Origin of the sequence: Kocuria salsicia, from assembly GCF_039532055.1 — a bacterium.
Taxonomy (GTDB): domain Bacteria; phylum Actinomycetota; class Actinomycetes; order Actinomycetales; family Micrococcaceae; genus Kocuria; species Kocuria salsicia.
The window spans coordinates 182,693-209,270 of sequence record NZ_BAAARF010000003.1; the positions used below are offsets into that span (position 1 = coordinate 182,693).

Genomic DNA, 26,578 nt, shown 5'->3' on the forward strand with positions numbered 1-26,578 from the left:
CCCGAGTCAGAGCGTGCGATCCACGCGCATGATGCGCCGGCGCATCACGTAGCGCCGGGCACCCCCGTAGAGCACCGCGGAGCGCATGAGCTCCCACTTGCCGTACTCCGCGTGCTCCTTGACGCGGGTCCGGGCCTCGGCAATCTTCTCGCGGGGCGCCACGGTCAGCGAGAGGTACTCGTAGCGCTCGTCGCGTCCGGTCATGGTGGGGTGGCCGGACACCGAACTGTGCTTCAGACGTTGTTCTTTCATCGCTACCCATTCTGCTCCGATACCGGCTAACGTCTACACCATGAGCACCGATCCCCGCGCCGCCCTGCAATCTCTCGTCAACGCCCTCGAAGAACACCTCGCCGCCGCGGCCAACCGCCGCTCGGACGACGACCCCTCGGTGGACGGGGCCTACCTGGCCATCGCGAACTCGTTCGAGGCCTACGAGGAGGCGCTCTACGACGCCTACGACGAGGTCACCCCCCTCACCGTCTTCGCGGACGACGACGACTCGGACGACGACTACGACGAGGACGATGACGACGAGGAGGACGACCTCCTCGAGGACAACGAGATGCTGGACGAGGACCTCGTGGACGAGGACGACTACGACGAGGACGACGACTCCTCCGCAGACTCCTCCAACGGGTCGCGCGAGCGCCGCTGACGCGACCGGCACACCGGATCGACGAGGGGCCCCACCGCTGGTGGGGGCCCTCGTGCGTTTCCCCCAGGAAGACACCCGGGGTTCCCGCCGATGACGTCGCGGCCACGCCGCCGACTGTGACGCCCGTGGCCTGTGACCCGCACCTGTGACCTCGGCGTGGATCCAGCGTGCGGATCGGGCGCGCGGTGGGTGCCCAGAGTGCTCTCAGGCCGGTGGCGGGGGAGGCCCGGAGGGGGTGCCGTACAGTTGTCGCGTGAACTGGATCGAAGCGATAATCCTGGGCCTGGTGCAGGGCCTGACAGAATTCCTCCCCGTCTCCTCCTCCGCGCACCTGCGGATCGTGGGCGAGTTCCTGCCGAACGGCGCGGACCCCGGTGCAACCTTCACCGCGATCACGCAGCTGGGCACGGAGACCGCTGTGATCATCTTCTTCTGGCGGGACATCGTGCGCATCATCAAGCGGTGGGCGCTGTCGCTGACCGGCAGGGCGGACCGCAGCGATCCGGACGCCCGCATGGGGTGGTTCATCATCCTGGGCTCGTTGCCCATTGCGGTGCTCGGCCTGCTGCTGCAGGACTACATCGAGACGCAGTTCCGTTCACTGTGGATCACGGCCACGATGCTCGTCGTCTTCGGTCTCTTCCTGGCCATCGCAGACCGGGTGGGCAAGCAGGAGCGCAGCCTGGAGGACCTGACCCTCAAGCACGCCGTGGGCTACGGCTTCGCGCAGGCGCTTGCGCTGATCCCGGGAGTCTCCCGCTCCGGCGGAACCATCACCGCCGGTCTGCTGATGGGCTACACGCGAGCCGCCGCCGCGCGCTACGCGTTCCTGCTGGCGATCCCCGCCGTGTTCTCCTCCGGGCTCTACCAGCTCTACAAGGCGGTCAGCGGTAAGGAGGCCGGCGGGGTCTACACCATGGGCCAGACGACCGTGGCCACCGTCATTGCGTTCGCGGTGGGCTACCTGATCATCGGCTGGTTCATGCACTACATTTCCGAGCGCAGCTACAACCTGTTCGTGTGGTACCGCGTGCTGCTGGGTGCCGTGGTGTTCGTGCTGCTCGGCACGGGTCTGATCAACGCCTGATCCTGCCCGGGCACCCGCCGTGGCGACCGGCCCCGGCGAGTGGCTCCCCGTGTCCCGGGGAATAGCGCACCGGCGGGGCCCGTTGCGATCGTGAGTACTGTCAGCTCCTCCTACCGAAGGTGAACATGAAGTCTTGGCCCAGCCGCCCGGTCCCGGAACTGCCCGGGACGTCCTGCGTCCCGAGGGTGCACGACACGAGTACCGGACGCACGGAGGCGGTGGCGCCGCTGGGGGACCGCGCGGGGCTCTACGTGTGCGGGATCACTCCGTACGATGCGACCCACATGGGCCACGCCGCCACGTACGTCACGTTCGACCTGCTCTACCGTGCCTGGCGCGACGCCGGGTACCCCGTGGACTACGTGCAGAACGTCACGGACGTGGACGACCCCCTGCTGGAGCGCGCGATCGCCACGGGCGTGGACTGGCGTGAGTTGGCCGAGTCACAGACGCAGCTGTTCCGCACGGACATGGCCGCACTGAACGTCCTCGCTCCGGAGCACTACGTGGGTGCCACCGAGGCCGTGGAGTGGATCGTGCCCGCCGTCGAGCGGCTCGTGGAGCGCGGGCTGGCCTACCGGGTGCCTGCGGGCACCGGCCAGGACGGGCAGCCGGCACCCGCCGGGGACGTCTACTTCGACGTCGCCGCCGCGGGGCGCCTGCGCGAGGACGACCCGGACGCCTGGGTGGTGGGCAGCACGTGCCGCATGGACCGCGGGCAGATGATGCCCCTGTTCGCGGACCACGGCGGGGACCCGGATCGCACGGGCAAGCGCGACGCCCTGGACCCGTTGCTGTGGCGCGTTGAGCGCCCGGGGGAGCCCTCGTGGGACGGTGCGTCCCTGGGCCGTGGCCGCCCGGGGTGGCACATCGAGTGCAGCGTGATCGCGCTGAAGTACCTGCCCACGCCGTTCACGGTGCAGGGTGGTGGCTCGGACCTCGCGTTCCCGCACCACGACATGGGCGCGGGGCACGCTTACGCGCTGTCCAGCGAACCGATGGCTCAGCACTACGTGCACACCGCCATGGTGGGGCTGGACGGCGAGAAGATGTCCAAGTCCAAGGGCAACCTGGTGCTCGTCTCGACCCTGCGGCAGCAGGGCGTGGACCCGGCCGCCATCCGTGTCGCGATCCTCTCGAACCACTACCGCACAGACTGGTTCTGGACGGACGAGCTGCTGGAGGACTCGAAGCGCCGTCTGGTCCGCTGGCGGGAGGCCGCCGCGAAGCCGGAGACGGCCGGGGCCCAGGCACTGCTGGAGGCCGTGCGTGCGGCACTGGCCGAGGATCTCGACGCTCCCGCGGCGCTGCTCGCCGTGGACGCGTGGGCGGCCCGGAATCTGGGCGGAGCCGCCCAGCGCGGCTCCGAGTCGTCCGCGGAGGACGCGCAGCTGGTGCGGGACACGCTCGACGCGCTGCTCGGCGTCGTCCTCTGAGGACCCGGTGGGAGGAGGGCCCACGGTCACCCCGAACAGGGTGTCCGTGGGCCCTCCTCCGTGCCCGGCGCGGTGTGTGCCCCCCTGGTGACGGGCGAGTGACCGCGGGGCCGGGTCATTTGCGGTCGTCGCGGCGGCGCAGGTAGCGCTCGAACTCGCGCGCGATCGCGTCCCCGGTGGCCTCCGGGAGGTCCACGGTGTCCTTGGCCTCCTCGAGCTGCCGGACGTAGTCCGCGACTTCCGGGTCCTCGGAGGCGAGCTCGTCCACGCCGCGCTCCCACGCCTCGGCATCCTCGACCACCGGCTCCAGGGGCAACGACATGCCGAGCAGGTCCTCCAGCTGGCGCAGCAACGCGAGCTGGGCCTTCGGGGAGGGCGAGTGCGCCACGTAGTGCGGCACGGCGGCCCACATGCTCAGCGTGGGGAAGCCCGCGAGGGCGGCCATGTGGGAGAGCACCCCCACGATGCCCGTGGGGCCCTCGTACTGGGGTGCCTCGATCTCGAGCTCCTCCCGCAACTCCTCGGTGTCCGAGGTCAGAGTCACGGGGATGGGGCGCGTGTGGGGGACGTCCGCGAGCAGGGAGCCCAGCATGATCACGAAGTCCACGTCCAGTGCGGTGGCCTGCTCGATGAGCTCCGCCGTGAAGGTCCGCCACCGGTAGGACGGCTCCCAGCCGTGCAGCAGGACCACGTCGAGGTTCGTGCCCGCCACGCTCGCCTTCGTCAGCCGGGTGCTGGGCCAGTGCAGCTTCTGCTCCCCGGTCAGTGAACGCCGGATGATGGGCCGCGAGTACTGGTAGTCGTAGTAGTCGTCCGACTCGACCTCGAAGACCTCCTTGGCCCCGAGGTGCTCGCGGATCAGCTTCAGAGAGTCGGTTGCGGCGTCCCCGGCGTCGTTCCAGCCCTCGAACGCGGCGATGAGGACCGTGACGGTCTCCTGCTCCCGACCGTCACGCACCACTCCGAAGGGACCGGTGCCGGGTTGCTCCGCATTGCTGTGCGATGTGCTCACCGCTCCACTGTACGGCGCCCGTCCCGGCGGTTCCACGACGGCCACCCAGCCCGGTGCCGGGTGGCCCACTTACCATGTGCACCATGGCCGATCCCCGCTTCCCCGCCCCCGACGCCGCCTCCTCACCCGCGGGGCGCCCGCGCCGCTCTCGCGGGGTCCGCCTGGGCCGGGTGCTCGGCGTGGAGGTCCGTCTGGACCGCTCGTGGTTCCTGATCGCGGGCCTGACCGTGGTGATGTACGGCCCGGTGCTGTGGCGGGTGTACCCGGACCTCGGGTGGCTGAACCTCGTGGTGGCGCTGGGCTTCGCCGTGGGCCTGGCGGTGAGCGTGCTCGCACACGAGCTCGCGCACGCGGCCGCCGGGCGACGCGCCGGGTGGCCCGTGGACCGGATCGTGCTCACCCTGATGGGCGGTCACACCACGTTCGGCACCGTGCGCACCCGACCCCTGCCCACCGCTCTGGTCTCCCTCGCCGGCCCGCTGGCCAACGTGGCGCTCGCGGTCCTCGGCGAGGTCCTGCTCGCTGCCGCACCGGCCGGGGCCACCGGGCCCTGGTGGGCACTCGCGCAGCTGCTCGTGATCGCGAACTGGGTGCTCGGACTGTTCAACCTCCTGCCGGGCCTGCCCCTGGACGGCGGCCGGGTGGTCGAGGCCGTGGTGTGGACGGTGACCGGCTCCGAGTGGCGGGGCACGGCCGTGTCCGCGTGGTGCGGACGGGGGATCGCCGCGCTGCTGGTGCTGTGGCTCGTGTGGACGCAGCAGTGGCGCCAGCCCGCCGTGCTCGTGGTCTCGCTGCTCGTCGTCACATTCATCGTCGCGGGTGCCGGCCAGGCACTGCGGCAGGCGCGGCTGATGGGTCGGCTCGACTCCGTGCGGGCGGAGGAGATCGCCCGCCCCGCCATGGAGTTCACGCCCGCCACCCCACTCTCGCTCGTTGACGCCACCGTCACGGCGGCCACCGGGGACGACTACCGCGGCTGGACGCCGGACGTGGTCGCCCGGGACGCGGCCCGGGGCACCCTCGGCGTGCTCGACCCCGCACTCGCGGCCCGCGTGCCGCTGCCGGAGCGCTCCCGCGTGGCACTGGGGGACGTGTGTCAGTGGTACCCGGCGGACGCGGTGGTCGCCCCGCGGACCCCCGGTGGCGAACTCGCGCGGCAGCTGGAGGCCGGGCGGCTGCAGTGGGTGTGGGTGGCCGACGACGTCGCCCCGGTCACGGGGGTCGTGCACCACGAGGACCTCGTGCGCCACGCGCTGCACCGCTGACCTCTGCGGACGGGATCCCGGCGGGCGTGGTCTCGGCAGTGCCCCCTCTCCACCCCACCCCGGCCCGCTACGAGGCGACGGCGGCCCCGCCAGCGCGCGGGCGGCGTCGTCCCCGGTGGTAGCGGTGTGGGTACGGTGAGAGAATGAGAAGAGGCCCCGGCACGGCAGTGCGGCGGGCCGAGGACGGGCGGCACCCGCCGTCATCGTCGAGCAGGTGTGAAAGTGAGCAGATGACCCAGCAGCAGCCCCGAGACATCCCCGTGACCCCCGCCCCGGTGCGCGGCGCCGCCAACCGGCGCGGTCCGTTCCGCTCCGGTGAGCGCGTCCAGCTCACGGACGAGAGCGGGAAGATGACCACCATCACCCTGGTGGATGGAGGGGAGCACCACACCCACCGCGGGGTCCTCGGCCACGACCTGCTGGTCGGGCGGCCGGAGGGCACGGTGGTGACCAACACCTCGGGCATCCAGTACCAGGCGCTGCGCCCCCTGCTCAAGGACTTCGTGCTGTCCATGCCGCGCGGAGCCGCCGTGGTGTACCCGAAGGACGCCGGGCAGATCGTGGCGATGGCGGACATCTTCCCCGGGGCGCGCGTGGTCGAGGCCGGCGTGGGCTCCGGCGCCCTCACCATCTCGCTGCTGCGGGCAGTGGGGGACGAGGGCCACGTGCGCTCCTTCGAGCGCCGCGAGGAGTTCGCTGAGATCGCGCGCGGGAACATCGAGACCATGTTCGGCGGCCCGCACCCCGCGTGGCACCTGAGCATGGGCGACCTCGCCGAGGAGCTCGGGGAGAACGAGGAGCCGGGCTCCGTGGACCGCGTGGTGCTGGACATGCTCGCACCGTGGGAGTGCCTCGACGCCGTGGCCACCGCGATAGCCCCCGGTGGTGTGGTGATCTGCTACGTCGCCACCGTGCCGCAGCTCTCCCGCGTGGCCGAGGCCATGCGCGCTGACGGGCGCTTCACCGAGCCCGAGGCCTCCGAGACCATGGTTCGAGGCTGGCACGTGGAAGGGCTCGCGGTGCGCCCGGACCACCGCATGGTCGCCCACACCGGTTTCCTGATCCAGTCCCGCCGCCTTGCCGACGGCTCGCCCCGGCTCGCGCCGAAGCGGCGCGCATCGAAGAGCGAGTACACCGAGGAGGACCTGCAGGCCTGGACCCCGGTGGCCCTGGGCGAGCGCGTGGTCTCCGACAAGAAGCTCCGTCGCGCCGGGCGCGACGCAACGTCTTTGGCCCAGCACGCCGCCCGCGCGGACCGCGAGATCTCCGAGGGTCGCGCGGAGTCGGACAGGCACCCAGTGGTGACCGCCAGCGACGACGCCACGGAAAGCGCGTCGTCGTCCCCAGACACCTCGAGCACCCAGGACACCCAGGGCGCCTCGGCCGCGCACCCGACCGTGGCCGGTGAGCGGCTGGACGAGGAGCGTCATGTCTGAGGCACCCCACCCGCAGCAGCGGCCCCAGCGCTCGTCGGAGGAGATCGTGCAGCGGCAGATGGCCATGCTGCGGGACCAGAAGCGCAACCTCGACAAGCAGCTCAGCGCCCTGGGTTCGCAGAACGAGAAGCTGGTGCGGCTGCTCAACGCGTCCCGCCAGGAGATCGTGACGCTCAAGAAGACCCTGGCTGCGGAGGCCGAGCCGCCCGCCACGTTCGCCACGATCCTGCAGGTCAACCACGGCAGGCAGCCGGTGGGAGAGGCCACCGGGGACGGCCCCGTGGTCACCGGACCCACCGTGGACGTGCTCGCGGCCGGGCGTCGGATGCGCGTGGCACTGAGCCCCCTCGTCTCTCTGGGCGCGTGCGAACCCGGCCTCGGGGTGCTGCTCAACGAGAACTACGTGGTGGTCGCGGTGCTCGACTACGAGCGCACCGGGGAGGTCGCCACCGTCAAGGAAGTGGTGGACCACGACCGCGTCCTCACTGTGGGCCGCTCGGACGAGGAGCGCGTGCTGCTGCTCTCCGGCAGGCTGCGCCGCGAGCGCCCAAAACCCGGCGACGCCGTCACCGTGGACCACCGCACCGGCTTCGCCCTGGAGCCCGTGGCCCGCACGGACGTCGAGCAGCTCGTGCTGGAGGAGGTCCCGGACGTCAGCTACTCGGACGTCGGCGGGCTGGGCCCCCAGATCGAGGCCATCCGCGACGCCGTGGAGCTGCCCCACATCCACCCCGAGATCTTCCGCGAGCACGGCCTGCACCCGCCCAAGGGCATCCTGCTCTACGGGCCCCCGGGCAACGGCAAGACACTGATCGCCAAGGCCGTGGCCCGCTCCCTCGCCGAGCGCAGCGCCGCGAAGGCCGGGCGCTCGCGGGCCGAGGGGTACTTCCTGAACATCAAGGGCCCCGAGCTGCTGGACAAGTACGTGGGGGAGACGGAGCGGCAGATCCGCTCGATCTTCGCCAACGCGCGCGAGCAGGCGGCCCGGGGCGTGCCCGTGGTCGTGTTCTTCGACGAGATGGACTCGCTGTTCCGGGTCCGCGGCTCGGGGCTCTCCTCGGACGTGGAGACCACGATCGTGCCGCAGCTGCTCACGGAGATCGACGGCGTGGAGAAGCTCGACAACGTCATGGTCGTGGGTGCCACCAACCGTGAGGACATGATCGACCCCGCCGTGCTGCGCCCCGGACGCCTGGACGTGAAGATCCGCATCGACCGCCCGGACCGCGAGGGGGCGCGCGAGATCTTCTCGCTCTACGTCACCGAGGACCTCCCGCTGCGGGAGGACGACGTCGCCCGCGCCGGTTCCCGCGCGGCCGCCGCCGAGGAGTTGGTCCGGGCCGCCGTGGAGCGCATGTACGCGCGGGTGTCGGACACCGAGTTCCTCACGATCACCCACAAGGACGGTTCGCAGGAGACCCTCTACTTCGCGGACTACGCGTCCGGCGCGGTGATCCGCAACGTGGTGGACCGCGCCAAGAAGCAGGCGATCAAGACCCTTCTCACCACCGGGCGGCGCGGGCTCACCGCTGAGCACCTGGTGCGTGCGGTGGACGAGGAGTTCCACGAGCAGCAGGACCTGCCGAACACGGGGGACGCCGAGGACTGGGCCCGGCTCACGGGACGCCGCGCGGACACGTTCCAGGACGTGCGGATCGTGCGGCACACCCCGGTGCAGGGTGATGCCACGGAGCAGGGCGCGCTCGCGTCAGCATCCTCGACCGCGTCCTCGACTGATGGGTCCACCGGATCGGAAACTGGCTCCGGCACGGGCTCAGCGGCCGGTTCGGCGGACGGCTCCGCCGCCGGTTCGGCGACCGGTTTGGATGCCCTGCGGGGTGGTGCACGGTGACGGTGCGCAGGATCATGGGCAGCGAGACGGAGTTCGGCGTGCTGGCCCAGGGCGAGCCGGGGGCCAACCCCACGGTGCTCTCGACGCGCGTGGTGACCGGCTACGCCGCCTGGGTGGCCCGCCAGCACCGCTCGGCTGCCAACCAGCAGGGTGCGGGATCGCAGAACGCCCCGCTCGGCACGGCGTGGAACTACGGCTCGGAGGCCCCGCTCACGGACGCCCGCGGCTTCACGATGGACCGGGAAGCGGCCCACCCGTCGCAGCTCACGGACAGCGCCCCGGAGCTCACGGCGGAGGAGATCGCCGCGGAGGCCATCCAGGAGTCCGCGCTGTACGCGGAGGACATGGACTGGCGCCGGGTGGTCATGAACACCGTGATCCCCAACGGCGCGCGGGTCTACGTGGACCACTCCCACCCGGAGTACTCCTCCCCGGAGGTCACGAACCCGCTCGACGCCCTCACATGGGACGCCGCGGGGGACGTGGTGGCGCACCGGGCTGTGGACTTCCTCGCCGCGGGTTCCGGGCAGGGCGCGCCCGTGAACCTCTACAAGAACAACACGGACAACAAGTCCGTCTCCTACGGGGCCCACGAGAACTACACGGTCTCCAGAGACGTCCCGTTCGAGCGGATCACCGCGGCGCTGCTGCCGTTCTTCGCGTCCCGCCAGGTGGTCTGCGGGGCCGGACGCGTGGGGATCGGCACGGACGGCTCCCGGCCCGGGTTCCAGCTCAGCCAGCGCGCGGACTTCTTCGAGCGCACCGTGGGGCTGGAGACCACCATCCACCGGCCGATCGTCAACACCCGGGACGAACCGCACGCGGACGACGCCCGCTACCGCCGGCTGCACGTGATCATCGGAGACGCCAACCTCTCCCACACGGCCACCCTGCTGAAGTTCGGTGCCACCTCGCTCGTCCTGAACCTCGTGGAGCACGACCGTGTCCCGGAACTGGACCTCGTGGACCCCGTGGCCGCCCTGCAGAGCATCAGCCACGACCCGTCCCTGGCCACGACCGTGCCCCTGCGCGACGGCCGCGAGCTCACGGGCGTGCAGCTGCAGCGCGAGTACCACCGGGCGGCCCTGGAGCTGGAGACCGAGCTCGCCCCGGACGGACTGGACCCGGACACCGCGCAGGTGCTCGAACTGTGGGACGAGGTGCTGACGGGCCTCGCCGCGGACCCGGCCCAGCTGGCCGACCGCCTGGACTGGACCGCCAAGTACGCCCTGCTGCAGGCCTACCGCCGCCGGGACGCGATGTCCTGGGACGACCCGCGGCTGCTCGCCATCGACCTGCAGTACGCGGACGTCCGGCCAGACAAGGGCCTCTACCACCGGCTCGCGGCGGGCGGGCGGATCCGCACCCTCGTGGACCACGCCCGGATCGTCGACGCCGCGGACACCCCTCCCGTGGACACCCGCGCGTGGTTCCGCGGCACCGCAGTGGCCACCTATCCGGAGGCAATGGCCGGGGTGGGGTGGGACACCGTGAGCGTGAGCTTCCCCGGGGTGCGCCGCGGCGCACGGATCGCGATGCCCGAGCCCGGGGACCTCACCCGGAAGGTGAGCGGAGACTGGTTCACCGCCCCGGACGCCGAGCAGTGGGTGGCCCAGGTGGCCCGGCACCGCCCCGGACTGGTCACAGGCAGCGGCACCGACTGACCCGGTGCCGCTCACAGGGACGGCGCGGCCGCACGAGCGACCACCGGCAGGCCGGGTGGCACGCGGGCACACGCACCACCGGACAAGAGACGCACGCAGACACGAACGGACACGTCCGGGTGAACGAATCCCGGGCACATAGGAGGAGACATGGCACAGGAACGCATCTTCGGCACGGGGTCCCGCCGCGAGGAGGAGCCGGACGCACCCGCGCCGGCCACCCCGCCGTCGTCCGGGGCCGCCCAGGCCCAGCACGACACCCGGGGCACGGACGACCTGCTCGCCGAGATCGACGGCGTGCTCGAGACCAACGCCGAGGCCTTCGTGAAGGGCTTCGTCCAGAAGGGCGGTCAGTGACGGCGTGGAACGGCGCATCTACGGGATCGAGACCGAGTTCGGACTGACCCACAGCGCACCGCAGGGTCGTCCCCTGGGTGCGGACGAGACGGCGCGGCGGCTGTTCGCACCGGTGCTCGCGTGGGGGCGGGCCTCCAACGTGTTCCTGCCTAACGGCGGGCGCCTGTACCTGGACGTGGGCTCCCACCCCGAGTACGCGACGGCAGAGGCTGCGACCCTGCAGGACGTCGTCGCCCAGGACGCCGCCGGCGAACGGATCGTGGACGACCTGCGCGCCCAGCTGCAGGAGAGCCTGGACGCCGAGGGCGTGGGCGGCACGGTGCACCTGTTCAAGAACAACGCGGACTCCGCCGGCAACTCGTTCGGCTCGCACGAGAACTACATGATCGCGCGCCGCACGGAGTTCTCCCGGCTGGTCCAGCACCTGCTGCCGCTGCTGGTCACGCGCCAGATCCTCGTGGGCGCGGGCCGGGTGCACCCGGACGGGCCGCCGCCCTTCGGCTCCCTGGCCCTGGGAGACGGGCGCCCCGGCTACTCGTTCTCGCAGCGCGCGGACCACGTGTGGGAGGGCTCGTCCTCGGCCACCACCCGCTCGCGGCCCATGATCAACACCCGGGACGAGCCGCACGCGGACGCCGAGCGCTACCGCCGGCTGCACGTCATCACGGGCGACTCGTCCATGTCCCAGACCACCACGGCGCTGAAGATCGGCATCACGGACGCGGTGCTGCGGATGATCGAGGCGGGCCAGATCCTGCCGGACCGCACGCTCGCGGACCCGGCCGCCGCCCTGCGGCAGGTCTCCCACGACCTCACCGGTTTGGCACCGCTGGAGCTGGCCGCGGGGGGCCACCGCTCGGCGATCGAACTGCAGCGCGAGTACCTTGAGGAGGTCACCCGGTTCGTGCAGCGCCACGGCGCGCACCACGACCGCCTCGACTGGGTCCTCGGTCTGTGGGACCGCGGGCTGCGGGCCGTCGAGGAGCAGGACAGCGCGCTGGTGGACCGCGAGCTGGACTGGGCCATCAAGAAGAAGCTGCTGGACTCCTACGCGAGCGCCCACGGGATGGACTGGTCCCACCCCCGCATGGCGCAGTTGGACCTCGCCTACCACGACACCTCCGCGCGCCACGGACTCTTCCACATGCTGGAGCGCCGCGGTGCCGTGGAGACGTTCGTGACCCCGCAGGACGTCGAGCGCGCCGTCGTCGAAGGCCCTCCCACCCGGGCGCAGATGCGCGGGCGGTTCGTGGCCGCGGCCCACGACGCCGGGGTCAGCACCACCGTGGACTGGGTGCACCTGAAGCTCAACGGGGAGCACCAGCAGAGCACGGTCATGTGCAAGGACCCCTTCGCCACCACCCAGCCGGACGTCGAGGGGCTGATCGCGGAGATCACCTCCGGACGCGCCTGACCCCACCCGCCCGCAGTGTTCCGGGGACTCTCCCAGCCGCGGCCCACGCGGGCCCTCTACATTGGCCCCGAGCCAGCACCCCGATGACGAAAGGTCACCCCCTCGTGCGAAAGATCATCCCCGCCGGCACCGCCGCGCTCGCCCTGTCCCTGCTGCTGACCGGCTGCGGCGGGGGCTCGGGCTGGGACTCCGTGGAACTGTCCGCAGACCCCTCGGAGGGCACCGCGCCGTCGGTGTCCTTCGAGACCCCCCTGAAGGTGGACGACGCGCAGACCAAGGTCCTGAAGGAGGGGGACGGTGAGGAGATCCACGCCGGCGACAGCATCATGCTGCAGGCGGCCCTGTACAAGGGCTCGGATGGTTCCTCGCTGGGGGACACCTACAGTCAGGGTGCCGGACAGGTGCTGACCGTCAACGACGAGCTCAAGGACTCCCTGCCGCAGATGTACGACGCCCTGACGAAGGCCAAGGAGGGGGAGATCATCGCGTACAGCTCTCCCAAGACCAGCGGCGCGGCCTCCGAGGGGGACGACTCCACCTCGGTGGAGGTCTACCAGGTGACCAAGAAGATCATGCCGCCGCTCAACGAGAAGATGAAGACCCCCTCCAAGGGCATGCCCAACGTCACGCAGGACGACAAGGGCACCCCCACGATCGCCAAGCCCTCCGGCAGCGAGCCCAAGGAGCTGAAGACGGACGTGCTGATCGAGGGGGACGGTGACACGGTCAAGGAGTCGGACACCGTGATCGCGAACTATGTGGGCGTGCGCTGGGCGGACGGGAAGTCCTTCGACTCCTCCTACGAGAAGGGCACCCCGGCCTCCTTCCCCCTCAACGGTGTGATCGCCGGCTGGAAGGAGGGTCTGAAGGGCCAGAAGGTGGGCTCGCGCGTGGAGCTGGTGATACCCACCGACAAGGCCTACGGCACGGAGAAGGAGCTCGGCAAGGACTCCCAGTACCCCGCGGGCGCGCTCGTGTTCGTGGTGGACATCCTCGGCACCACACCCACCCCGAAGACGGAGACCGCGAGCCCGCAGGCCTCGGCGAGCGCCACCCCCGGTGCGTCCACGGCGCCGAGCGCGAGCCCGGAGTCCTCTGCGTCCGGCAAGTGAGACACGGCTACACTGTGTGCTCGGCACGGCCCCGCCCGGGGCCCACGACGAAAGGTAGAGCCCGTGTCATTCGGACAGCGCAAGCTTGATCGTTCCAAGCCGGAGATCGACTTCCCCCAGGACCCGGTTCCCACCGAGCTGCGGATCGTGGACGAGATCCAGGGCACCGGCCGGGAGGCGAAGGTCGGGGACACGGTCTCGTGCCACTACGTGGGTGTCACGTACTCGGGCGGCGAGGAGTTCGACGCCTCCTGGAACCGCGGTGAGCCGCTGGGCTTCACGGTGGGCGTGGGACAGGTCATCCAGGGCTGGGACCAGGGTCTGCTGGGCATGAAGGTGGGTGGTCGGCGTCGGCTGGAGATCCCCTCCGAGCTGGCGTACGGCTCGCGCGGCGCCGGCGCCGCGATCGGCCCGGACGAGTCCCTGATCTTCGTGGTGGACCTGCTCGACGTCCGCTGAATGGCGCCCTCCGCGGGACCCTCGGCGCGCCGTTCCACCACGGCGTCCGCCGAGCGGCTCCTCAACCTGCTGATCGCGCTGCTCGACCGCGAGTCCGGGTACACCCGTGAGCAGCTGCGCGGGATCGTGCCCGGTTACGACCGCGCCGGAAATCAGGACGCGTTCGAGCGCATGTTCGAGCGCGACAAGGCGCACCTGCGCTCACTCGGGTACCCGGTGGAGGAGATCCCGGACGACGACCCCTGGGCCTCGGACGCGCAGCTCACCCCCCGCTACCGCGTGCCCCGGGGCTCGTACCGGTTGCCCCGGGTGCGGTTCAGCGCGGAGGAGTCCGCGGTGCTCGCCGTCGCGGCGGACGCGTGGAACGACGCTGCCCAGGACCGGCTCGCACGCCGCGCCCTCGACAAGCTCGAACCGGCGCTCAGCGGCGAGGCGGCGCCGGGCCGGGACCTGCAGCCCACCGTGGCCGTGGCGGACCCCGCCTTCGAGCCGCTGCTCTCGGCAGTGCTTGCGCACCGCACGGTGCGCTTCGACTACGTGGACCGAACCGGGGCGTTCTCCCAGCGCACGGTGCAGCCGTGGGGCGTGGGCTCCCGCTACGGAGCCTGGTACCTCGCGGGCTGGGACACGGACCGGCGTGCGCAGCGCACGTTCCGGCTCTCCCGCATCATCTCCGAGGTGGAGACCACGCGCGAGTCGTTCGAGCCGCCCCGGGACTTCTCCATGGGCGGTCAGCTTGCGCGCATGGTCAGCCAGCCGCCGCAGCTGTGCGTGGTGGTCCACGTCCGCCAGGGCGCGGGCCAGCTGCTGCGCCGCATTGCCGCTCCGTCCGACTCGCCCGCGTGGCGGGCCCCCGAGGGCTACGACGCCGTGCAGCTCGCGGTGCACGACACCGAGTCCGCGGCGGAGCACGTGTGCGCGGCCGGACCGGACGCCGTCGTGCCCCGCGAACCGGCCCCGGGAGCGGACCCGGACGGGACGGTGGGCAAGGACACCCAGGTGGCGGTCGCGGACGCCGTGGCCCGGCGGCTCGAGGACGCACGCGCGTTCCAGGCGCGGATGTCCGGGGTGCAGGTGCAGTGGGGCAAGCAGCGCCGCCACGGTGCGGCCAAGGCCAGCACGGAGCAGCACCTCGCGCGGCTGCTGCACATCGTGCGCCACGTCTACGCGCACCAGGGTGCGGAGCTGGAGGAGACCGCACGGCACTTCGGCATCACGGACGCGGAGCTGGTCAACGACCTGCAGACCCTGTTCGTGTGCGGACGCCCCGGCCACCTCCCGGATCAGTTGATCGACGCCTCCTGGGACGACGGCCACATCTACCTGGGCAACGCCCAGGAGCTCTCGGAGCCCGTGCGGCTCACCGTGCCCGAGGCGAGCGCGCTGCTCATGGGGCTGCAGACCCTGCAGGCGGTTCCCGGCGGTGACAGCCGCGTGGTGCGCTCTGCCATGCGCAAGGTCGCCACCGCCGCGGACGCCCTGCCGCTCGCGGACGCGCTGGACGTTCCGGACGCCGACGCTGTTTCGGAGCCCCGGGACAGCGAGCTCGTCACCGGGCTGCGGGCCGCCATCGCGGACGGGCGCCGCGTGCGGCTGCGCTACCTCGTGACCTCGCGGGACGAGGTCACCGAGCGGCTCGTGGACCCGGTGCGGATGATCTTCTCGGACGGCCACCAGTACCTGCGCGGGTGGTGCCTGCAGGCCAACGCGCCGCGCACGTTCCGCACGGACCGGATCGTGGGCTGCGAGGACGCCGGGGAGGCAGAGGTGCACCCCCGGATGGAGTCCGAGGTGCGCTCGAGCATCCAGCCGGCCAAGCGCCGCCCCGTGCAGGCCGTGGTGGTCACGGACCGCCGCGGCCGGTGGATCGTGGAGCACTACCACGCCAAGCGGCACGTTGAGGTCGAGGTTCCCGCCCCGGCCACAGGGGGGCCAGGGGCCGGGGGAGCGGACGACGACGCCGCGGCCCACGGCGCGCGCGAGCCCGCCCGTCCGCGCACGGCACGGGGTCCGCGGCCGCTTCCGGAGTTCGTGGCGGCAGAGGTGGACTTCCCCACGCTGGACGCGCTGTGCTCCCTGGTGACACGCCACGCGGGACACGTGGGCGTGGTCTCCCCGCCGGAGGCCGTGGCCGCCGTGGAACAGTGGCTCGACAGCAGCGGCACAGCCCGCACCTAGGCTGACCCGCCTATACTGGCAGCATGCTCTGGTGGATGTGGGTCCTGCTGTGGACCGTGCTGGTCCTGAGCAGCGCGGCGTTCATCGGATGGCTGCTCTACCGGACCCTGCGCGGTCAGGTGCTGCCCGCCCTGGACGACCTCGAGCGCACCGCCGAGGACTTCTCCGTCCGCTGGAACGCCGCGGCCCAGGGGCAGTCCACGCCGCTGCGCACCCCCGCCCCCTCCGCCCTGTTCACCCCGGTGGACGAGACCCGCGCCGCGTACCGCAGCGGCCGCGACCAACGACAGACCGCTCGGCTCATCCGCAGGATGCAGCGTCGGGAGGCACTGGGACAGCCCCAGAGCTACCGGGACGTGCGCCGGGCAGAAACGAAAGGACTCCACCATGTTCGGTCGTCTGGCTGACAGCCCCATCACCATCATTTTGATCCTCGTGGTCATCCTCCTGCTCTTCGGGGCGCCCAAGCTGCCTGGCATGGCCCGCAGCCTCGGCCAGTCCATGCGCATCTTCAAGTCCGAGGTCAAGGAGATGAAGCACGACGACGACCCCAACGTGACGGTCAACGGCCAGCCCGTGGCCAACGGCCAACCGGTGGCCGGTGCCACAGCGCAGCAGGGCGCCACCGCCCAGGCCCCCGCCCAGCAGCCCACCGTGGCGCAGCCCGCGGCCCAGCCGACCGTGCAGCAGCCCACGGCCACCCAGCCCGCCCCGGTCCAGTCCGCGGCTCCGGTGCAGCCCGTCCAGGGGGCGCCGGTCGTGGACCAGAACCAGCGGCCCACCGCCTGAGCGGCAGCAGTCCGTCAGCCCTCGCGTGATCCGGGGCCGAGCCCGTCGGCTCGGCCCCGTCCCGTGCGAGGGGCACGCCCGTCAGAGAGGCCAGTGAGCCATGTCCACTCCCGAGACCGGGACCGCGGGTGCCTCCGCACGCCGGGAACGCAGGCAGCGCAGGAAAGCGACGTCGCGGCGTCGCAACCCCCAGGCGGAGATGGCGCTGAAGGAGCACCTGCGGGAGCTGCGCAACCGGCTCATCAAGTCCGCCGTGGCCACGGTGCTGTGCGCGGTGCTCGGCTTCATGGCCTACGAGCCGTTCATGCAGTACATCACCGCGCCGCTGCAGCGCCTCGCCGAGTCCGGGCGCACGGCAACCATCAACTACTCGTCGGTGGGCGGCTCGTTCAACATCATGGTCGAGGTGGCCCTGGTGCTCGGACTGATCTTCGCCTCGCCCGTGTGGCTGTACCAGTTGTGGGCGTTCATCACTCCAGCGCTGCACAAGAACGAGCGGCGCTATGCCCTGGGGTTCCTGGCCGCGGCCATCCCACTGTTCCTGGGTGGCTGCGCCATGGCCGTGACCGCGCTGCCTGCGGCCGTCTACGCCCTGACCGCGTTCACCCCGGAGGGCGGCGCGAACTTCGTGGAGGCCAGCGTCTACCTGCGGTTCTTCCTGCAGCTGATCCTGACCTTCGGATTCTCGTGCGTGGTGCCCGTGCTGCTCGTGGGGCTCAACATGATGGGCCTGCTGTCCGGGCGCACGGTGCTCAAGTCCTGGCGCGTGGTGGTGGTGATCGTGCTCGTGATCTCCGCGATGGCCGCCCCCGGGCCGGATCCCATGACCATGCTCTACCTGGCCATCCCGCTGCTCGTCCTGTTCTTCGTGGCGGTGGCGCTGTGCCTCTACCTGGACCGCCGTCGGGCGAAGAAGGCCGCGAAGCAGGCGGCCGCCACCGGCGCGAGCGCGGACCGGGGGACCTCCGCGGAGGCCCTGCGCTCGATGGGCAGCACCGCCGCGGAGAAGTGAGCCCGATCACCGGTCCGCGACGGCCCGGACAGGGTGTCGGAGGCACCGCGTAGGCTGGCACCATGTCTTCCCCCGCCGATCGGTACATGGCCGCCAAGGCACGCGCGGCCCACGCAGGCACTGAGCTCTCGGCGTTCGAGCAGACCCTCGACTTCGAGCTGGACCCCTTCCAGACGGAGGGCTGCCGCGCGCTCGAACAGGGTCACGGCGTGCTCGTCGCCGCGCCCACGGGCGCGGGCAAGACGGTCGTGGGGGAGTTCGCCATCCACCTCGCCCTGGCCACGGGGCGCAAGGCGTTCTACACCACTCCCATCAAGGCGCTGAGCAACCAGAAGTTCCACGAGTTCTCGCGGCGCTGGGGCCCGGAGCGGGTGGGACTGCTCACCGGGGACACGTCCGTGAACTCGGAGGCGGACGTGGTGGTGATGACCACCGAGGTGCTGCGCAACATGCTCTACGGGGGCTCCTCCACCCTCACCAACCTGGGTTTCGTGGTCATGGACGAGGTGCACTACCTCGCGGACCGCTTCCGGGGTGCGGTGTGGGAGGAGGTCATCATCCACCTCCCTGACTACGTGCAGCTGGCCTCGCTGTCCGCCACGGTCTCCAACGCGGAGGAGTTCGGTGCGTGGCTGGACGACGTCCGGGGCAGCACGGACGTGGTGGTCTCCGAGCACCGCCCCGTGCCGCTGTGGCAGCACGTGCAGGTGGGGCCGCAGCTGATGGACCTCTTCGTTGACGACACGACCGTGGAGGAGGCCGCCCAGCGCCGCTCGGACAAGCACCGGGACGAGCCCGAGGTCAACCCCGAGCTGCTGCGCCTGTTCCGCGCGCAGCACCCGCGCGGTGGTCGTTCCGGCGGTCGCGGGCCGGGCCACCGCAACCGCCGCCGCGGCCGTCCCCAGGACTCGCGCCCCGCGCGCCAGGACCGGGTCTCCCGCCCGCAGCTGCTGCGCCGCCTGGACGCGGAGGCCCTGCTGCCGGCCATCACCTTCATCTTCTCCCGGGCCGGGTGCGACGCCGCCGTGGGCCAGTGCGTGGCCGCGGACCTGTGGCTGACCACCCCGCAGGAGCAGCGCACCATCCGCGCGTTCGCCGCGGAGGCCACCGCGCACATGTCCACCGCGGACCTCGCGGCCCTGAACTACGAGGACTGGTACGAGGGCCTCGTCCGGGGCATCTCCGCCCACCACGCCGGGATGCTGCCGGTCTTCAAGGAGGTGGTCGAGCAGCTCTTCGCGGAGGGGCTCCTCAAGGCGGTCTTCGCCACGGAGACGCTCGCGCTGGGGATCAACATGCCCGCCCGCTCGGTGGTGCTCGAGCGCCTCGACAAGTTCAACGGCGAGGCCCGCGTGGACATCACCCCCGGCGAGTACACCCAGCTCACGGGCCGCGCGGGACGGCGGGGGATCGACGTCGAGGGCCACGCCGTGGTGCTGTGGCGCGACGGCATGAACCCCCAGGCCGTCGCCGGCCTGGCCTCCACGCGCACCTACCCCCTGAACTCGAGCTTCCGGCCCACGTACAACATGTCCACCAACCTGATCGCGCGCTACGGCGCCAAGCGCTCGCGCTCGATCCTCGAGACCTCCTTCGCGCAGTTCCAGGCGGACCGCTCCGTGGTGGGGATCGCCAAGCGGGTGCGCTCGCAGGAGAAGACGCTGGAGGCCTACCGCGAGGCCATGTCCTGCCACCTGGGGGACTTCTCGCAGTACGCCGAGCTGCGGCGTGAGCTCGCCGGGGAGGAGAAGTCCGCGAGCAAGTCCCGCTCGGCGCGCCAGCGCAACGACGCCGCGGCGTCCCTGCAGGACCTGCTGCCCGGCGACGTCGTCGAGATCCCGCACGGGCGCAACGCCGGGTGGGCCGTGGTGCTGCGGGAGGACGCGCACCCGTTCGACCCGCGCCCGCACATCCTCACCGTGGACGGCAAGCTGCGCCGCGTGGGCGTGAACGACCTCGACGGCTCCCTGGCGCCGGAGTCCCGGATCAAGATCCCCAAGCACTTCTCCGGCAAGTCGCCCCAGGAGCGCAAGGACCTCGCGGCCACGGTGCGCGCCGCGCTGCGCGAGCACCGGCCGGCGCGCAGCGGCTCGGGCGGGCACACGATCCGCTTCGACCGCGGCACCTCCGCGCGGGACCACCGCATCGAGGAGCTGCGGCGCAGGCTGCGTGCCCACCCGTGCCACGGCTGCTCGGACCGCGAGCAGCACGCCCGCTGGGCGGAGCGCGCGTGGAAGCTGGAGAAGGACACCCAGGGACTGCGCAAGCAGATCGCCGGGCGCACCGGCAGCATCGCGGCCACGTTCGACCGCGTGTGCGCGGTGCTCACCCACTTCGAGTACCTCGAACCGGACGAGTCAGGGCACCTGCGGCCCACCCCCGCCGGCGAGCAGCTGCGGCGGCTCTACGGCGAGCGGGACCTGCTGCTCGCCCTGTCCCTGCGGGAGGGCTTCCTGGACGGGCTGGACGCGCCCGGCCTCGCCGGTGTGATGACTGCGCTCGTCTACCAGCCGCGCCGCGAGGACCAGGGCTCGCGCCCCCACCTGCCCACCGCGCACATGGAGGCCGCCGTCCAGGTCCTGCTGGAGAACTGGTCCGTGCTCAGCGCCCAGGAGGCCGAGCACCGGCTGCCGGTCACGGGCGCCCCCGAGCTGGGTCTCGTGGAGGCCATGCACCGGTGGGCGCGCGGCGCCACGCTCACGCGGACCCTCACGGGCACCGACCTCGCCGCCGGGGACTTCGTGCGCTGGGCCAAGCAGACCATCGACGTCCTGGACCAGCTGCGCAGCGTCGCAGGAATCGACCCCCAGCTGCGCGAGACCGCCCACGAGGCCATCGAGTCGGTGCGCCGCGGCGTGGTCGAGTACAGCGTCTTCGAACAGTAGGAACAGTCGCGGCGGCCACTGCCGCCGCCACGGAAGGAGTCACGTGAACTCTGCTCAGCCCGGTCAGCGGGTGTGGGTCAACGGGTCGGTCTACTCGCCCGCGGACCCGTTCGCCACCGCCCTGCTCGTGGACGGTCCCACCGTCGCGTGGGTGGGCTCCGACGACGCCGCCCGCGGCATCGCGGGTTCGAACGCCGTCCTCGGGGACCTGCGGGCCGCCGTGGTCACCCCCGCGTTCGTGGCGCACCACCTGCTCGGGGACCTCGCATCGCTCCGGGGGCAGTCGAGCGTGTCAGGATCCGATGACGACGCCGCGCGGCTGCCACGCGCGTGGGACGGCTACGGCGCCGTCGAGGTGCTGGGAACAGATCCCGGGGAACTCGCGGAGGCGGTGCGGCGGATCCGCGAGGACGGCATGCACGCCCTGCCCGTCCTCGTGCGGGAAGAGGCCCTGACGGGGGACGTCGACCCGGCGTCCCTGCCGTCTCCGGCGCTGGGGCTCGCCGTGCGCGAGGACACGCCCGAGGACGCGGTGCGACGCCACCTCGTCGCCTGCACCCGCGCGGGCCTTCAGGCGGTGCTCGTGCTCCCCTCGCCCCTGCCGGACGCCGCATCCACCGCCGAAGCAGCCGCGGACGGTGCCAGTGCCAGTGCGAGTGCCGATACCGATGCCGGTGATGCTGCCGCCACCGCCACCGCCACCGCCTCCGTCCCGGCCAGCACCGCTGCCGACGCCCAGGCGGCCACCCCCGCCGCGTCCACCGGCGCGGTGCTCCTGGACCGGGTGCTCTCCGCCGCCGAGGCGGCCCGCGCCGAGGTGGGGGAGCGGCCCTTCCGGGCACGGGGCCACCGCATCGTGGGCGTGGCCGACCTCGACGACGCGCAGTGCGAACGCCTGGCGAGCCTCGCCTGCACCGTCTCGTGCCGTGCCGGGCAGGCGCCGCTTCGAGATCTCGCCCGCGCCGGGGTCCCCGTGACGCTGACGACGGACGCGGAGAACCCCTGGACCGCGGTGAAGGCCGCCCTCGACGCCCCGCAGGAACGGCTGCGGACCTCCGCGCGCGCGGCCTTCCTGGCGCTGACGCGCGGCGCGTGGCGCGCTCAGGCCGGGGGCGCACCGCTGGCGGGCCAGCTCGCACCCGGGGAGGAGGCCACCCTGGCCGTGTGGGACGCCGAGTCGGTCATGGTGCAGCAGGCCCAGGGCACCGGGGCGTCCTGGAGCACGGATCCGCGCGCGAGGACGCCCGTGCTGCCCTCCCTGGACGACTCCCGGCTGCCGCTGTGCGAGGCGACGATGGTCGCGGGCACCCTGGTGAGCGGGGAGGAGCCGCGCCCCTGACGGGGTGTTTTCACCTTGGACCTTGCGTCCGCTGAGGTTAGACTGAGTTCTTACTGCCGGGTGGGTCCATCCGTCCTTAGAAAACAGAACGAGGCCGAGTGCCCCGTCTGGTCCGAAGGCGGATGGGCCTGCCCAGTGGTCTGTTCGGGCTCCGTCGCCCGAGCCCCATCGGCATGAAAGGACGCCCGGTGCGAGTTCTCACCATCATCCCCACGTACAACGAGCGCGAGTCGCTGCCCACGGTCATCGCCCGGCTGCGCGCCGCGGTGCCGGACGCCCACGTCCTGATCACGGACGACAACAGCCCGGACGGCACCGGTCGGATGGCCGACGAGTTCGCGGCACAGGACGGCAACATCCACGTGCTGCACCGCACCGCCAAGGAGGGCCTCGGCCCGGCGTACCTCGCGGGCTTCGCATGGGGTCTGGAGCACGGCTACGACGTCCTCGTGGAGATGGACGCGGACTGCTCCCACCAGCCCGAGCAGCTTCCCCTGCTGCTGGACGCCATCGAGCAGGGCGCTGACATGGCCGTCGGCTCCCGCTACGTGCCCGGTGGCCGCACCGAGAACTGGCCCCTGCAGCGCCAGCTCATCTCCCGCGGCGGCAATCTCTACTCCCGCGTGCTGCTCGGCACCTCGATCCACGACATCACCGGCGGCTTCCGCGCCTACCGGGACACCACCCTGCGGGCGCTGGACCTCGACTCCGTGCAGTCCCGCGGCTACTGCTTCCAGATCGACCTCGCGTGGCGGGCCGAGCAGCTCGGCTTCACCATCGTGGAGGTTCCCATCACGTTCGTGGAGCGTGAGGAGGGCGTGTCCAAGATGAGCAACGACGTCACCATCGAGGCCGCCACCAGCGTGGCCAAGTGGGGTCTCACGGCGCGCGCCAAGACCCTGGCGGGAAAGCTCGGCATCGGCCGCTGACCCCCGCACACGACAGTGGCCCCCGTCCGAGGACGGGGGCCACTGTCGTGAACGCGGGATTCTCAGAGAGCGTGCTGCTCCTTGTAGAACTCCAGGCGCTGGGCGAGGGTCTCCTCGAGCTCCTCCACGCTGCGCCGCTCCAGCAGCATGTCCCAGTGGGAGCGCTGGTGCTTCTCGTTGGGGTTCTCGGGCTTCTCGCCGTTGACCAGGATGGCTTCCTGACCGGTCTTCGTGGTCCACACCGGGGGGATCTCCGCCTCCGCGGCAAACATCACGGACACGGACTCGCCGTCCGCGGTGCGGTACTCCACGCGCTGGCGCGGTGCGGGCTCCACACCGGACTCCGTCTCCATGGACTGGGAGCCCAGGCGCATCCCTCGTAGGCTGCGATCACTCACGCAACGATCCTTCCTGCCGTCCGCTCGGCCGGGTCCCGCGGGGCGCACCTCGGCGTCCCGCGTCCGCGCGTGTCACCGCGCGGTCCCGACTCCTCTTCCGTGAGCACAACGGGCCGTCAGCGGTTTTCATTCCCGGGGTTCCCGGGATCCTCCGGCTGGCCGGGCTCGTCCCGGTGCTGCGCGTGCCGAGTGCCCGGCTCGCCGTCGCGGGCCGCGTCCGTGGCGCCTTCGACGACGCCGGTGACGTCCACCTCGTCCACGTGCGGATCGGCGGCCTGCTGGGCGAGCGGGGACGTGTAGGGGGAGCCCGGCATTTCGAAGTCCCTCGGATCGGTGAGCTTCAGGTCCGGCTCGAGGTCCTTCTCCGTGACCCTCACGGTCTCGTGCGCGACGATCGGCTCGTCCTCGGGGAGGTCCCGAGGGAGCACAGGCTCGTCGTCGGCGTCCGAGTCCGGGGCGTCGGTGCCCCCGGGGTTGAGGTAGGAGCCCACACCGCGCAGCGCACCGGTGAGCTCGGCGGGGATCATCCACACCTTGTTGGCCGAGCCCTCTGCGACCTTGGGCAGCGTCTGGATGTACTGGTACGCGAGCAGCTTCTGGGTGGGCTTCGCGCGGTGGATGGAGTCGAAGACCTTCGCGATGGCCTGGGCCTCACCGTCCGCGCGCAGGATGGCGGCCTTGGCGTCGCCCTCGGCGGAGAGCACCGATGCCTGGCGTGAGCCCTCGGCGGTGAGGATCTGGGACTGTTTCTCGCCCTCGGCGGTCAGGATGGCCGCGCGGCGGTCCCGCTCCGCGCGCATCTGCTTCTCCATGGAGTCCTGGATGGACGGCGGGGGAGTGATCTCCTTGATGTCCACGCGGGAGATCCGGATGCCCCAGCGCCCGGTGGTGGAGTCCAGCACGCCGCGCAGCTCGGCGTTGATCTTGTCGCGCGAGGTCAGCGTCTCCTCGAGGTTCAGCCCGCCCACCACGTTGCGCAGCGTGGCGCTCGTGAGCTCGTCCACGGCCTGGATGTAGTTGGTGATCTCGTAGGTGGCCGCGCGCGGATCGGTGACCTGGAAGTAGACCACGGTGTCGATGCCCACCACCAGGTTGTCCTCGGTGATCACGGACTGCGCCGGGAACGGCACCACCTGTTCACGCAGGTCGATCAGGGGCAGCAGCCGGTCGATGAAGGGGATCAGGAAGTGCAGACCGGGGTTCAGGGTGGCCTGGTACTTGCCCAGGCGCTCTACGATGCCGGCGCGCGACTGCGGGATGATCCGCACCGCCTTGACCAGCGCGATGACCGCGGCGAGCACCACCACGACCAGCAGGATGAGGATGACGACAGACATGGGGACCTTTCATCGGGGGTTTCCGCGCGCGGTGCCGGGCCTGGCCCGTGCCCGCGTGCCGGGATCCGGTGACGACGCCGCACTCGACCCGCGCGGCGTCGTCGCCGTTCAGGGGTGGACGCCGCGGCCGGGGCCTTCCGGGGCCACGGTGGCCGGGGCGGTGGCCGAGACCACGGCGGTGGCGCCGTCGATGCGCTCCACGAACACGCTGCTGCCCTCGGCGAGGGGCGGCTCGGTGTCCGCGCGGGCCGTCCAGATGTCACCCTCCAGCCGCACGAGCCCGCTGTGCCGGCCCACGGGCTCGAGCACCGTGCAGGGCAGTCCGACCAGGCGCTCGGCGTTGGAGCGGGTGGTGGGTGTCGAGCGGTTCAGCCGCCGCAGCGCGAGCGGGCGGATCAGGAAGATCAGCAGCACCGAGACCACCGCGAAGAGCACCACCTGCAGGGTGAAGCTGTCCACGACCAGGCTCACCACGGTGGTGACCAGCGCTGCCAGGGACATCATCAGGAACAGGAAGTCCAGGGTGAGCATCTCGATGGCGGCCAGGGCCAGCATGACGATCAGCCAGAAGATCCAGGGGTTGTTGACCAGTGGTTCCCACACGGTGCGGCTCCGTTCTCGTCGGGGTCGACGTTTCGTGTGAATCACCCGGACGCCCTCCGAGAATCCACACCACTCGGTCCGTCCCATTGTGCCCTACGGCACTCCCGGGGCCGGGGGTGGCGCGCGGAGGAGCGGGTGGGAGCCGCTGGAGGGCGCGTCGTCGACGTCGGCCACCACACTGCGGCGGCGGCGCACGGCAACGGCGCGGCGGTTTCCCCGTGAGAGAAATCGGTGGCGACGTGCTGCCCACGTCGTAATATGAGTCACGAAGCCGGACCGCACACCCACTGCGGGGGCGGTGGCCTAACGAAGCGCACAAAACCGTGCGCTGCAAGCAGAGACTTACTGAGGAGTTAATGCGATGACCACGTTCGACGTGAATGCAATTCTGTCCAGCACGGCCTACAGTTCCGACGGTGACAAGATCGGCAAGGTCGAGCAGGTCTTCCTGGACGACAACTCGGGCGAGCCCACGTTCCTGACCGTCAACACCGGTCTGTTCGGCGCCAAAGAGAACTTCGTTCCTGTGAAGGGCGCTCGTCAGGACGGCGACCGTGTGGTCCTGCCCTACACCAAGGACGTCATCAAGGACGCTCCGAAGGTCGACGCCGACCAGCACCTCTCCCCGGCCGAGGAAGAGGAGCTGTACCGCTACTACGAGCTGAACTACGACGACGGCCGCACCGCTGGCACCGCCGCCGCGGGCCGCGACCGCCGTGACGGCGACGTCGCCGACCGCGATGCCGTGGTTGCCGACCGCGACCGCGCCGCCGGGGACCAGGACCGCGCTGCCGTGGACCAGGACCGCGCCGCCGTCGCTGGCGAGGACGCCTCCGTGGTCCGCCACGAGGAGCGCCTGAACGTGGGCACCCAGGAGCGCGAAGCTGGCCACGCCCGCCTGCGCAAGTACGTGGTGACCGACCACGAGACCGTGGACGTTCCTGTCGAGCGCGAAGAGGTGACCGTGGAGCGCACCCCGCTCAACGGCACCGAGGGCCGCGTGGACAACGGCCGCATCGGCGAGGAAGAGGTGGACGTCACTCTGCACGAGGAGCGCCCCGTCGTCGAGAAGGAAACCGTGGCCGTCGAGGAGGTCGGGCTGAACAAGCAGACCGTCCGCGAGACCCAGCGCGTCGAGGCCGACGTGAAGAAGGAGCAGGTGGACGTCGAGACGGACGTCGACCGCAAGGCTGCCGGCCGCGACGATCTCGGCCGCGACGGCGACCTGCCCCGCCGCTGAACCGCACCGGGCGTGAGTGACGCGCCCGAGCAGTGAGCACAGGCTGTGCCCCGGACCCCGTGTCCGGGGCACAGCCGTGTCCGGCCCGCTTCGTGCGGGTCGCGGCGGAGCGGTAG

General features: G+C 71.5%; 23 protein-coding genes and 1 pseudogene. 19 read left to right on the top strand and 5 right to left on the bottom strand.

Annotation, left to right across the window (positions count from 1 at the left end; all coding sequences use genetic code 11):
- Nucleotides 1–6 precede the first annotated feature (6 nt).
- Entirely contained in the window at nt 7–252 is a 246-nt protein-coding gene (locus tag ABD264_RS00900; RefSeq protein WP_414672736.1) for a DUF5703 family protein, read from the bottom strand.
- A gap of 40 nt (nt 253–292) precedes the next feature.
- Here ABD264_RS00900 and ABD264_RS00905 point away from each other — a divergent pair, with 40 nt between their 5' ends.
- From ABD264_RS00905 to mshC, 3 genes are all read left to right on the top strand, one after another.
- Nucleotides 293–658, top strand: coding sequence for a primosomal protein (locus ABD264_RS00905; RefSeq protein ID WP_144942853.1), 366 nt, complete (start codon nt 293–295; stop codon nt 656–658).
- Nucleotides 659–911: 253 nt separating this feature from the next.
- Nucleotides 912–1,745 (top strand): undecaprenyl-diphosphate phosphatase, encoded by an 834-nt coding sequence (locus tag ABD264_RS00910; RefSeq protein ID WP_344203619.1) that lies wholly within the window; start codon nt 912–914, stop codon nt 1,743–1,745.
- A 125-nt stretch (nt 1,746–1,870) separates the two neighbouring features.
- The gene (gene mshC / locus ABD264_RS00915) at nt 1,871–3,181 is read left to right on the top strand and encodes a cysteine--1-D-myo-inosityl 2-amino-2-deoxy-alpha-D-glucopyranoside ligase (RefSeq protein ID WP_144942855.1); all 1,311 of its coding nucleotides are present in this window, start codon (nt 1,871–1,873) and stop codon (nt 3,179–3,181) included.
- 115 nt (nt 3,182–3,296) lie between these two features.
- Here mshC and ABD264_RS00920 read toward each other — a convergent pair whose 3' ends face one another.
- Complete coding sequence (locus ABD264_RS00920; protein WP_144942856.1) at nt 3,297–4,193, bottom strand: PAC2 family protein; 897 nt, start codon at nt 4,191–4,193, stop codon at nt 3,297–3,299.
- Nucleotides 4,194–4,276: 83 nt separating this feature from the next.
- On the opposite strand from ABD264_RS00920, the gene ABD264_RS00925 reads away from it, so the two are divergent.
- The 15 genes and pseudogenes from ABD264_RS00925 (at nt 4,277) to ABD264_RS00995 (ending at nt 22,884) form a co-directional block, all read left to right on the top strand.
- Entirely contained in the window at nt 4,277–5,458 is a 1,182-nt protein-coding gene (locus ABD264_RS00925; protein WP_144942857.1) for a site-2 protease family protein, read from the top strand.
- 230 nt (nt 5,459–5,688) lie between these two features.
- A complete protein-coding gene (locus tag ABD264_RS00930) occupies nt 5,689–6,894 on the top strand; it encodes a tRNA (adenine-N1)-methyltransferase (RefSeq protein WP_290499825.1) in 1,206 nt (401 codons plus the stop codon).
- A complete protein-coding gene (gene arc, locus ABD264_RS00935) occupies nt 6,887–8,746 on the top strand; it encodes a proteasome ATPase (protein ID WP_244944800.1) in 1,860 nt (619 codons plus the stop codon). Before ABD264_RS00930 ends, arc begins: the two co-directional genes overlap by 8 nt.
- Nucleotides 8,743–10,410 carry a depupylase/deamidase Dop gene (gene dop, locus ABD264_RS00940; RefSeq protein WP_344203625.1) on the top strand — a complete coding sequence of 556 codons (1,668 nt, stop codon included), beginning with the start codon at nt 8,743–8,745 and terminating at the stop codon, nt 10,408–10,410. The genes arc and dop overlap by 4 nt, the downstream gene beginning before the upstream one ends.
- 150 nt (nt 10,411–10,560) lie before the next feature.
- Nucleotides 10,561–10,767, top strand: a complete 207-nt coding sequence (locus ABD264_RS00945; protein ID WP_055083727.1) for a ubiquitin-like protein Pup — start codon at nt 10,561–10,563, stop codon at nt 10,765–10,767.
- 4 nt (nt 10,768–10,771) lie between these two features.
- Nucleotides 10,772–12,181 (top strand): Pup--protein ligase, encoded by a 1,410-nt coding sequence (gene pafA / locus ABD264_RS00950; RefSeq protein ID WP_303105461.1) that lies wholly within the window; start codon nt 10,772–10,774, stop codon nt 12,179–12,181.
- Between the two features lie 104 nt (nt 12,182–12,285).
- On the top strand, nt 12,286–13,293 hold the full coding sequence (locus ABD264_RS00955) for an FKBP-type peptidyl-prolyl cis-trans isomerase (protein ID WP_222126497.1): 1,008 nt from the start codon (nt 12,286–12,288) through the stop codon (nt 13,291–13,293).
- Between the two features lie 63 nt (nt 13,294–13,356).
- On the top strand, nt 13,357–13,752 hold the full coding sequence (locus ABD264_RS00960; protein WP_126874796.1) for an FKBP-type peptidyl-prolyl cis-trans isomerase: 396 nt from the start codon (nt 13,357–13,359) through the stop codon (nt 13,750–13,752).
- Nucleotides 13,753–15,930 carry a WYL domain-containing transcriptional regulator gene (locus tag ABD264_RS00965; protein ID WP_126874797.1) on the top strand — a complete coding sequence of 726 codons (2,178 nt, stop codon included), beginning with the start codon at nt 13,753–13,755 and terminating at the stop codon, nt 15,928–15,930.
- A 23-nt stretch (nt 15,931–15,953) separates the two neighbouring features.
- Nucleotides 15,954–16,337 carry a hypothetical protein gene (locus ABD264_RS00970; RefSeq protein ID WP_144942861.1) on the top strand — a complete coding sequence of 128 codons (384 nt, stop codon included), beginning with the start codon at nt 15,954–15,956 and terminating at the stop codon, nt 16,335–16,337.
- Nucleotides 16,318–16,563 (top strand): annotated as a pseudogene (gene tatA / locus ABD264_RS12425) (Sec-independent protein translocase subunit TatA); the annotation flags it as partial. The gene ABD264_RS00970 and the pseudogene tatA, both read left to right, overlap by 20 nt.
- A 355-nt stretch (nt 16,564–16,918) precedes the next feature.
- Nucleotides 16,919–17,731: a twin-arginine translocase subunit TatC gene (gene tatC, locus ABD264_RS00980; protein ID WP_144942947.1), complete on the top strand. Its 813-nt coding sequence runs from the start codon at nt 16,919–16,921 to the stop codon at nt 17,729–17,731.
- Nucleotides 17,732–17,793: 62 nt separating this feature from the next.
- On the top strand, nt 17,794–20,616 hold the full coding sequence (locus tag ABD264_RS00985; RefSeq protein WP_144942863.1) for a DEAD/DEAH box helicase: 2,823 nt from the start codon (nt 17,794–17,796) through the stop codon (nt 20,614–20,616).
- A 43-nt stretch (nt 20,617–20,659) separates the two neighbouring features.
- Nucleotides 20,660–21,955, top strand: coding sequence for an amidohydrolase family protein (locus ABD264_RS00990; RefSeq protein ID WP_303105452.1), 1,296 nt, complete (start codon nt 20,660–20,662; stop codon nt 21,953–21,955).
- A gap of 188 nt (nt 21,956–22,143) precedes the next feature.
- On the top strand, nt 22,144–22,884 hold the full coding sequence (locus tag ABD264_RS00995; RefSeq protein WP_303105451.1) for a polyprenol monophosphomannose synthase: 741 nt from the start codon (nt 22,144–22,146) through the stop codon (nt 22,882–22,884).
- A gap of 62 nt (nt 22,885–22,946) precedes the next feature.
- Here ABD264_RS00995 and ABD264_RS01000 read toward each other — a convergent pair whose 3' ends face one another.
- The 3 genes from ABD264_RS01000 to ABD264_RS01010 form a co-directional block, all read right to left on the bottom strand.
- Nucleotides 22,947–23,282, bottom strand: coding sequence for an RNA polymerase-binding protein RbpA (locus ABD264_RS01000; RefSeq protein ID WP_144942865.1), 336 nt, complete (start codon nt 23,280–23,282; stop codon nt 22,947–22,949).
- A gap of 116 nt (nt 23,283–23,398) precedes the next feature.
- Nucleotides 23,399–24,619 carry an SPFH domain-containing protein gene (locus ABD264_RS01005; RefSeq protein WP_344203642.1) on the bottom strand — a complete coding sequence of 407 codons (1,221 nt, stop codon included), beginning with the start codon at nt 24,617–24,619 and terminating at the stop codon, nt 23,399–23,401.
- 108 nt (nt 24,620–24,727) lie between these two features.
- A complete protein-coding gene (locus tag ABD264_RS01010) occupies nt 24,728–25,222 on the bottom strand; it encodes an NfeD family protein (protein WP_094393860.1) in 495 nt (164 codons plus the stop codon).
- Between the two features lie 361 nt (nt 25,223–25,583).
- Between ABD264_RS01010 and ABD264_RS01015 the strand changes: the two genes are divergently transcribed.
- Nucleotides 25,584–26,462, top strand: a complete 879-nt coding sequence (locus tag ABD264_RS01015; RefSeq protein WP_303105445.1) for a DUF2382 domain-containing protein — start codon at nt 25,584–25,586, stop codon at nt 26,460–26,462.
- Nucleotides 26,463–26,578: the final 116 nt, after the last annotated feature.

Coding starts and splice junctions, on each gene's coding strand:
- ABD264_RS00970 (WP_144942861.1), top strand. CDS start 15,954: ATGCTCTGGTGGATGTGGGTCCTGCTGTGGACCGTGCTGGTCCTGAGC.
- tatC (WP_144942947.1), top strand. CDS start 16,919: ATGGCGCTGAAGGAGCACCTGCGGGAGCTGCGCAACCGGCTCATCAAG.
- arc (WP_244944800.1), top strand. CDS start 6,887: ATGTCTGAGGCACCCCACCCGCAGCAGCGGCCCCAGCGCTCGTCGGAG.
- ABD264_RS01005 (WP_344203642.1), bottom strand. CDS start 24,619: ATGTCTGTCGTCATCCTCATCCTGCTGGTCGTGGTGGTGCTCGCCGCG.
- mshC (WP_144942855.1), top strand. CDS start 1,871: ATGAAGTCTTGGCCCAGCCGCCCGGTCCCGGAACTGCCCGGGACGTCC.
- ABD264_RS00930 (WP_290499825.1), top strand. CDS start 5,689: ATGACCCAGCAGCAGCCCCGAGACATCCCCGTGACCCCCGCCCCGGTG.
- ABD264_RS00965 (WP_126874797.1), top strand. CDS start 13,753: ATGGCGCCCTCCGCGGGACCCTCGGCGCGCCGTTCCACCACGGCGTCC.
- ABD264_RS00900 (WP_414672736.1), bottom strand. CDS start 252: ATGAAAGAACAACGTCTGAAGCACAGTTCGGTGTCCGGCCACCCCACC.
- ABD264_RS00905 (WP_144942853.1), top strand. CDS start 293: ATGAGCACCGATCCCCGCGCCGCCCTGCAATCTCTCGTCAACGCCCTC.
- ABD264_RS00925 (WP_144942857.1), top strand. CDS start 4,277: ATGGCCGATCCCCGCTTCCCCGCCCCCGACGCCGCCTCCTCACCCGCG.
- ABD264_RS00945 (WP_055083727.1), top strand. CDS start 10,561: ATGGCACAGGAACGCATCTTCGGCACGGGGTCCCGCCGCGAGGAGGAG.
- ABD264_RS01015 (WP_303105445.1), top strand. CDS start 25,584: ATGACCACGTTCGACGTGAATGCAATTCTGTCCAGCACGGCCTACAGT.
- ABD264_RS00985 (WP_144942863.1), top strand. CDS start 17,794: ATGTCTTCCCCCGCCGATCGGTACATGGCCGCCAAGGCACGCGCGGCC.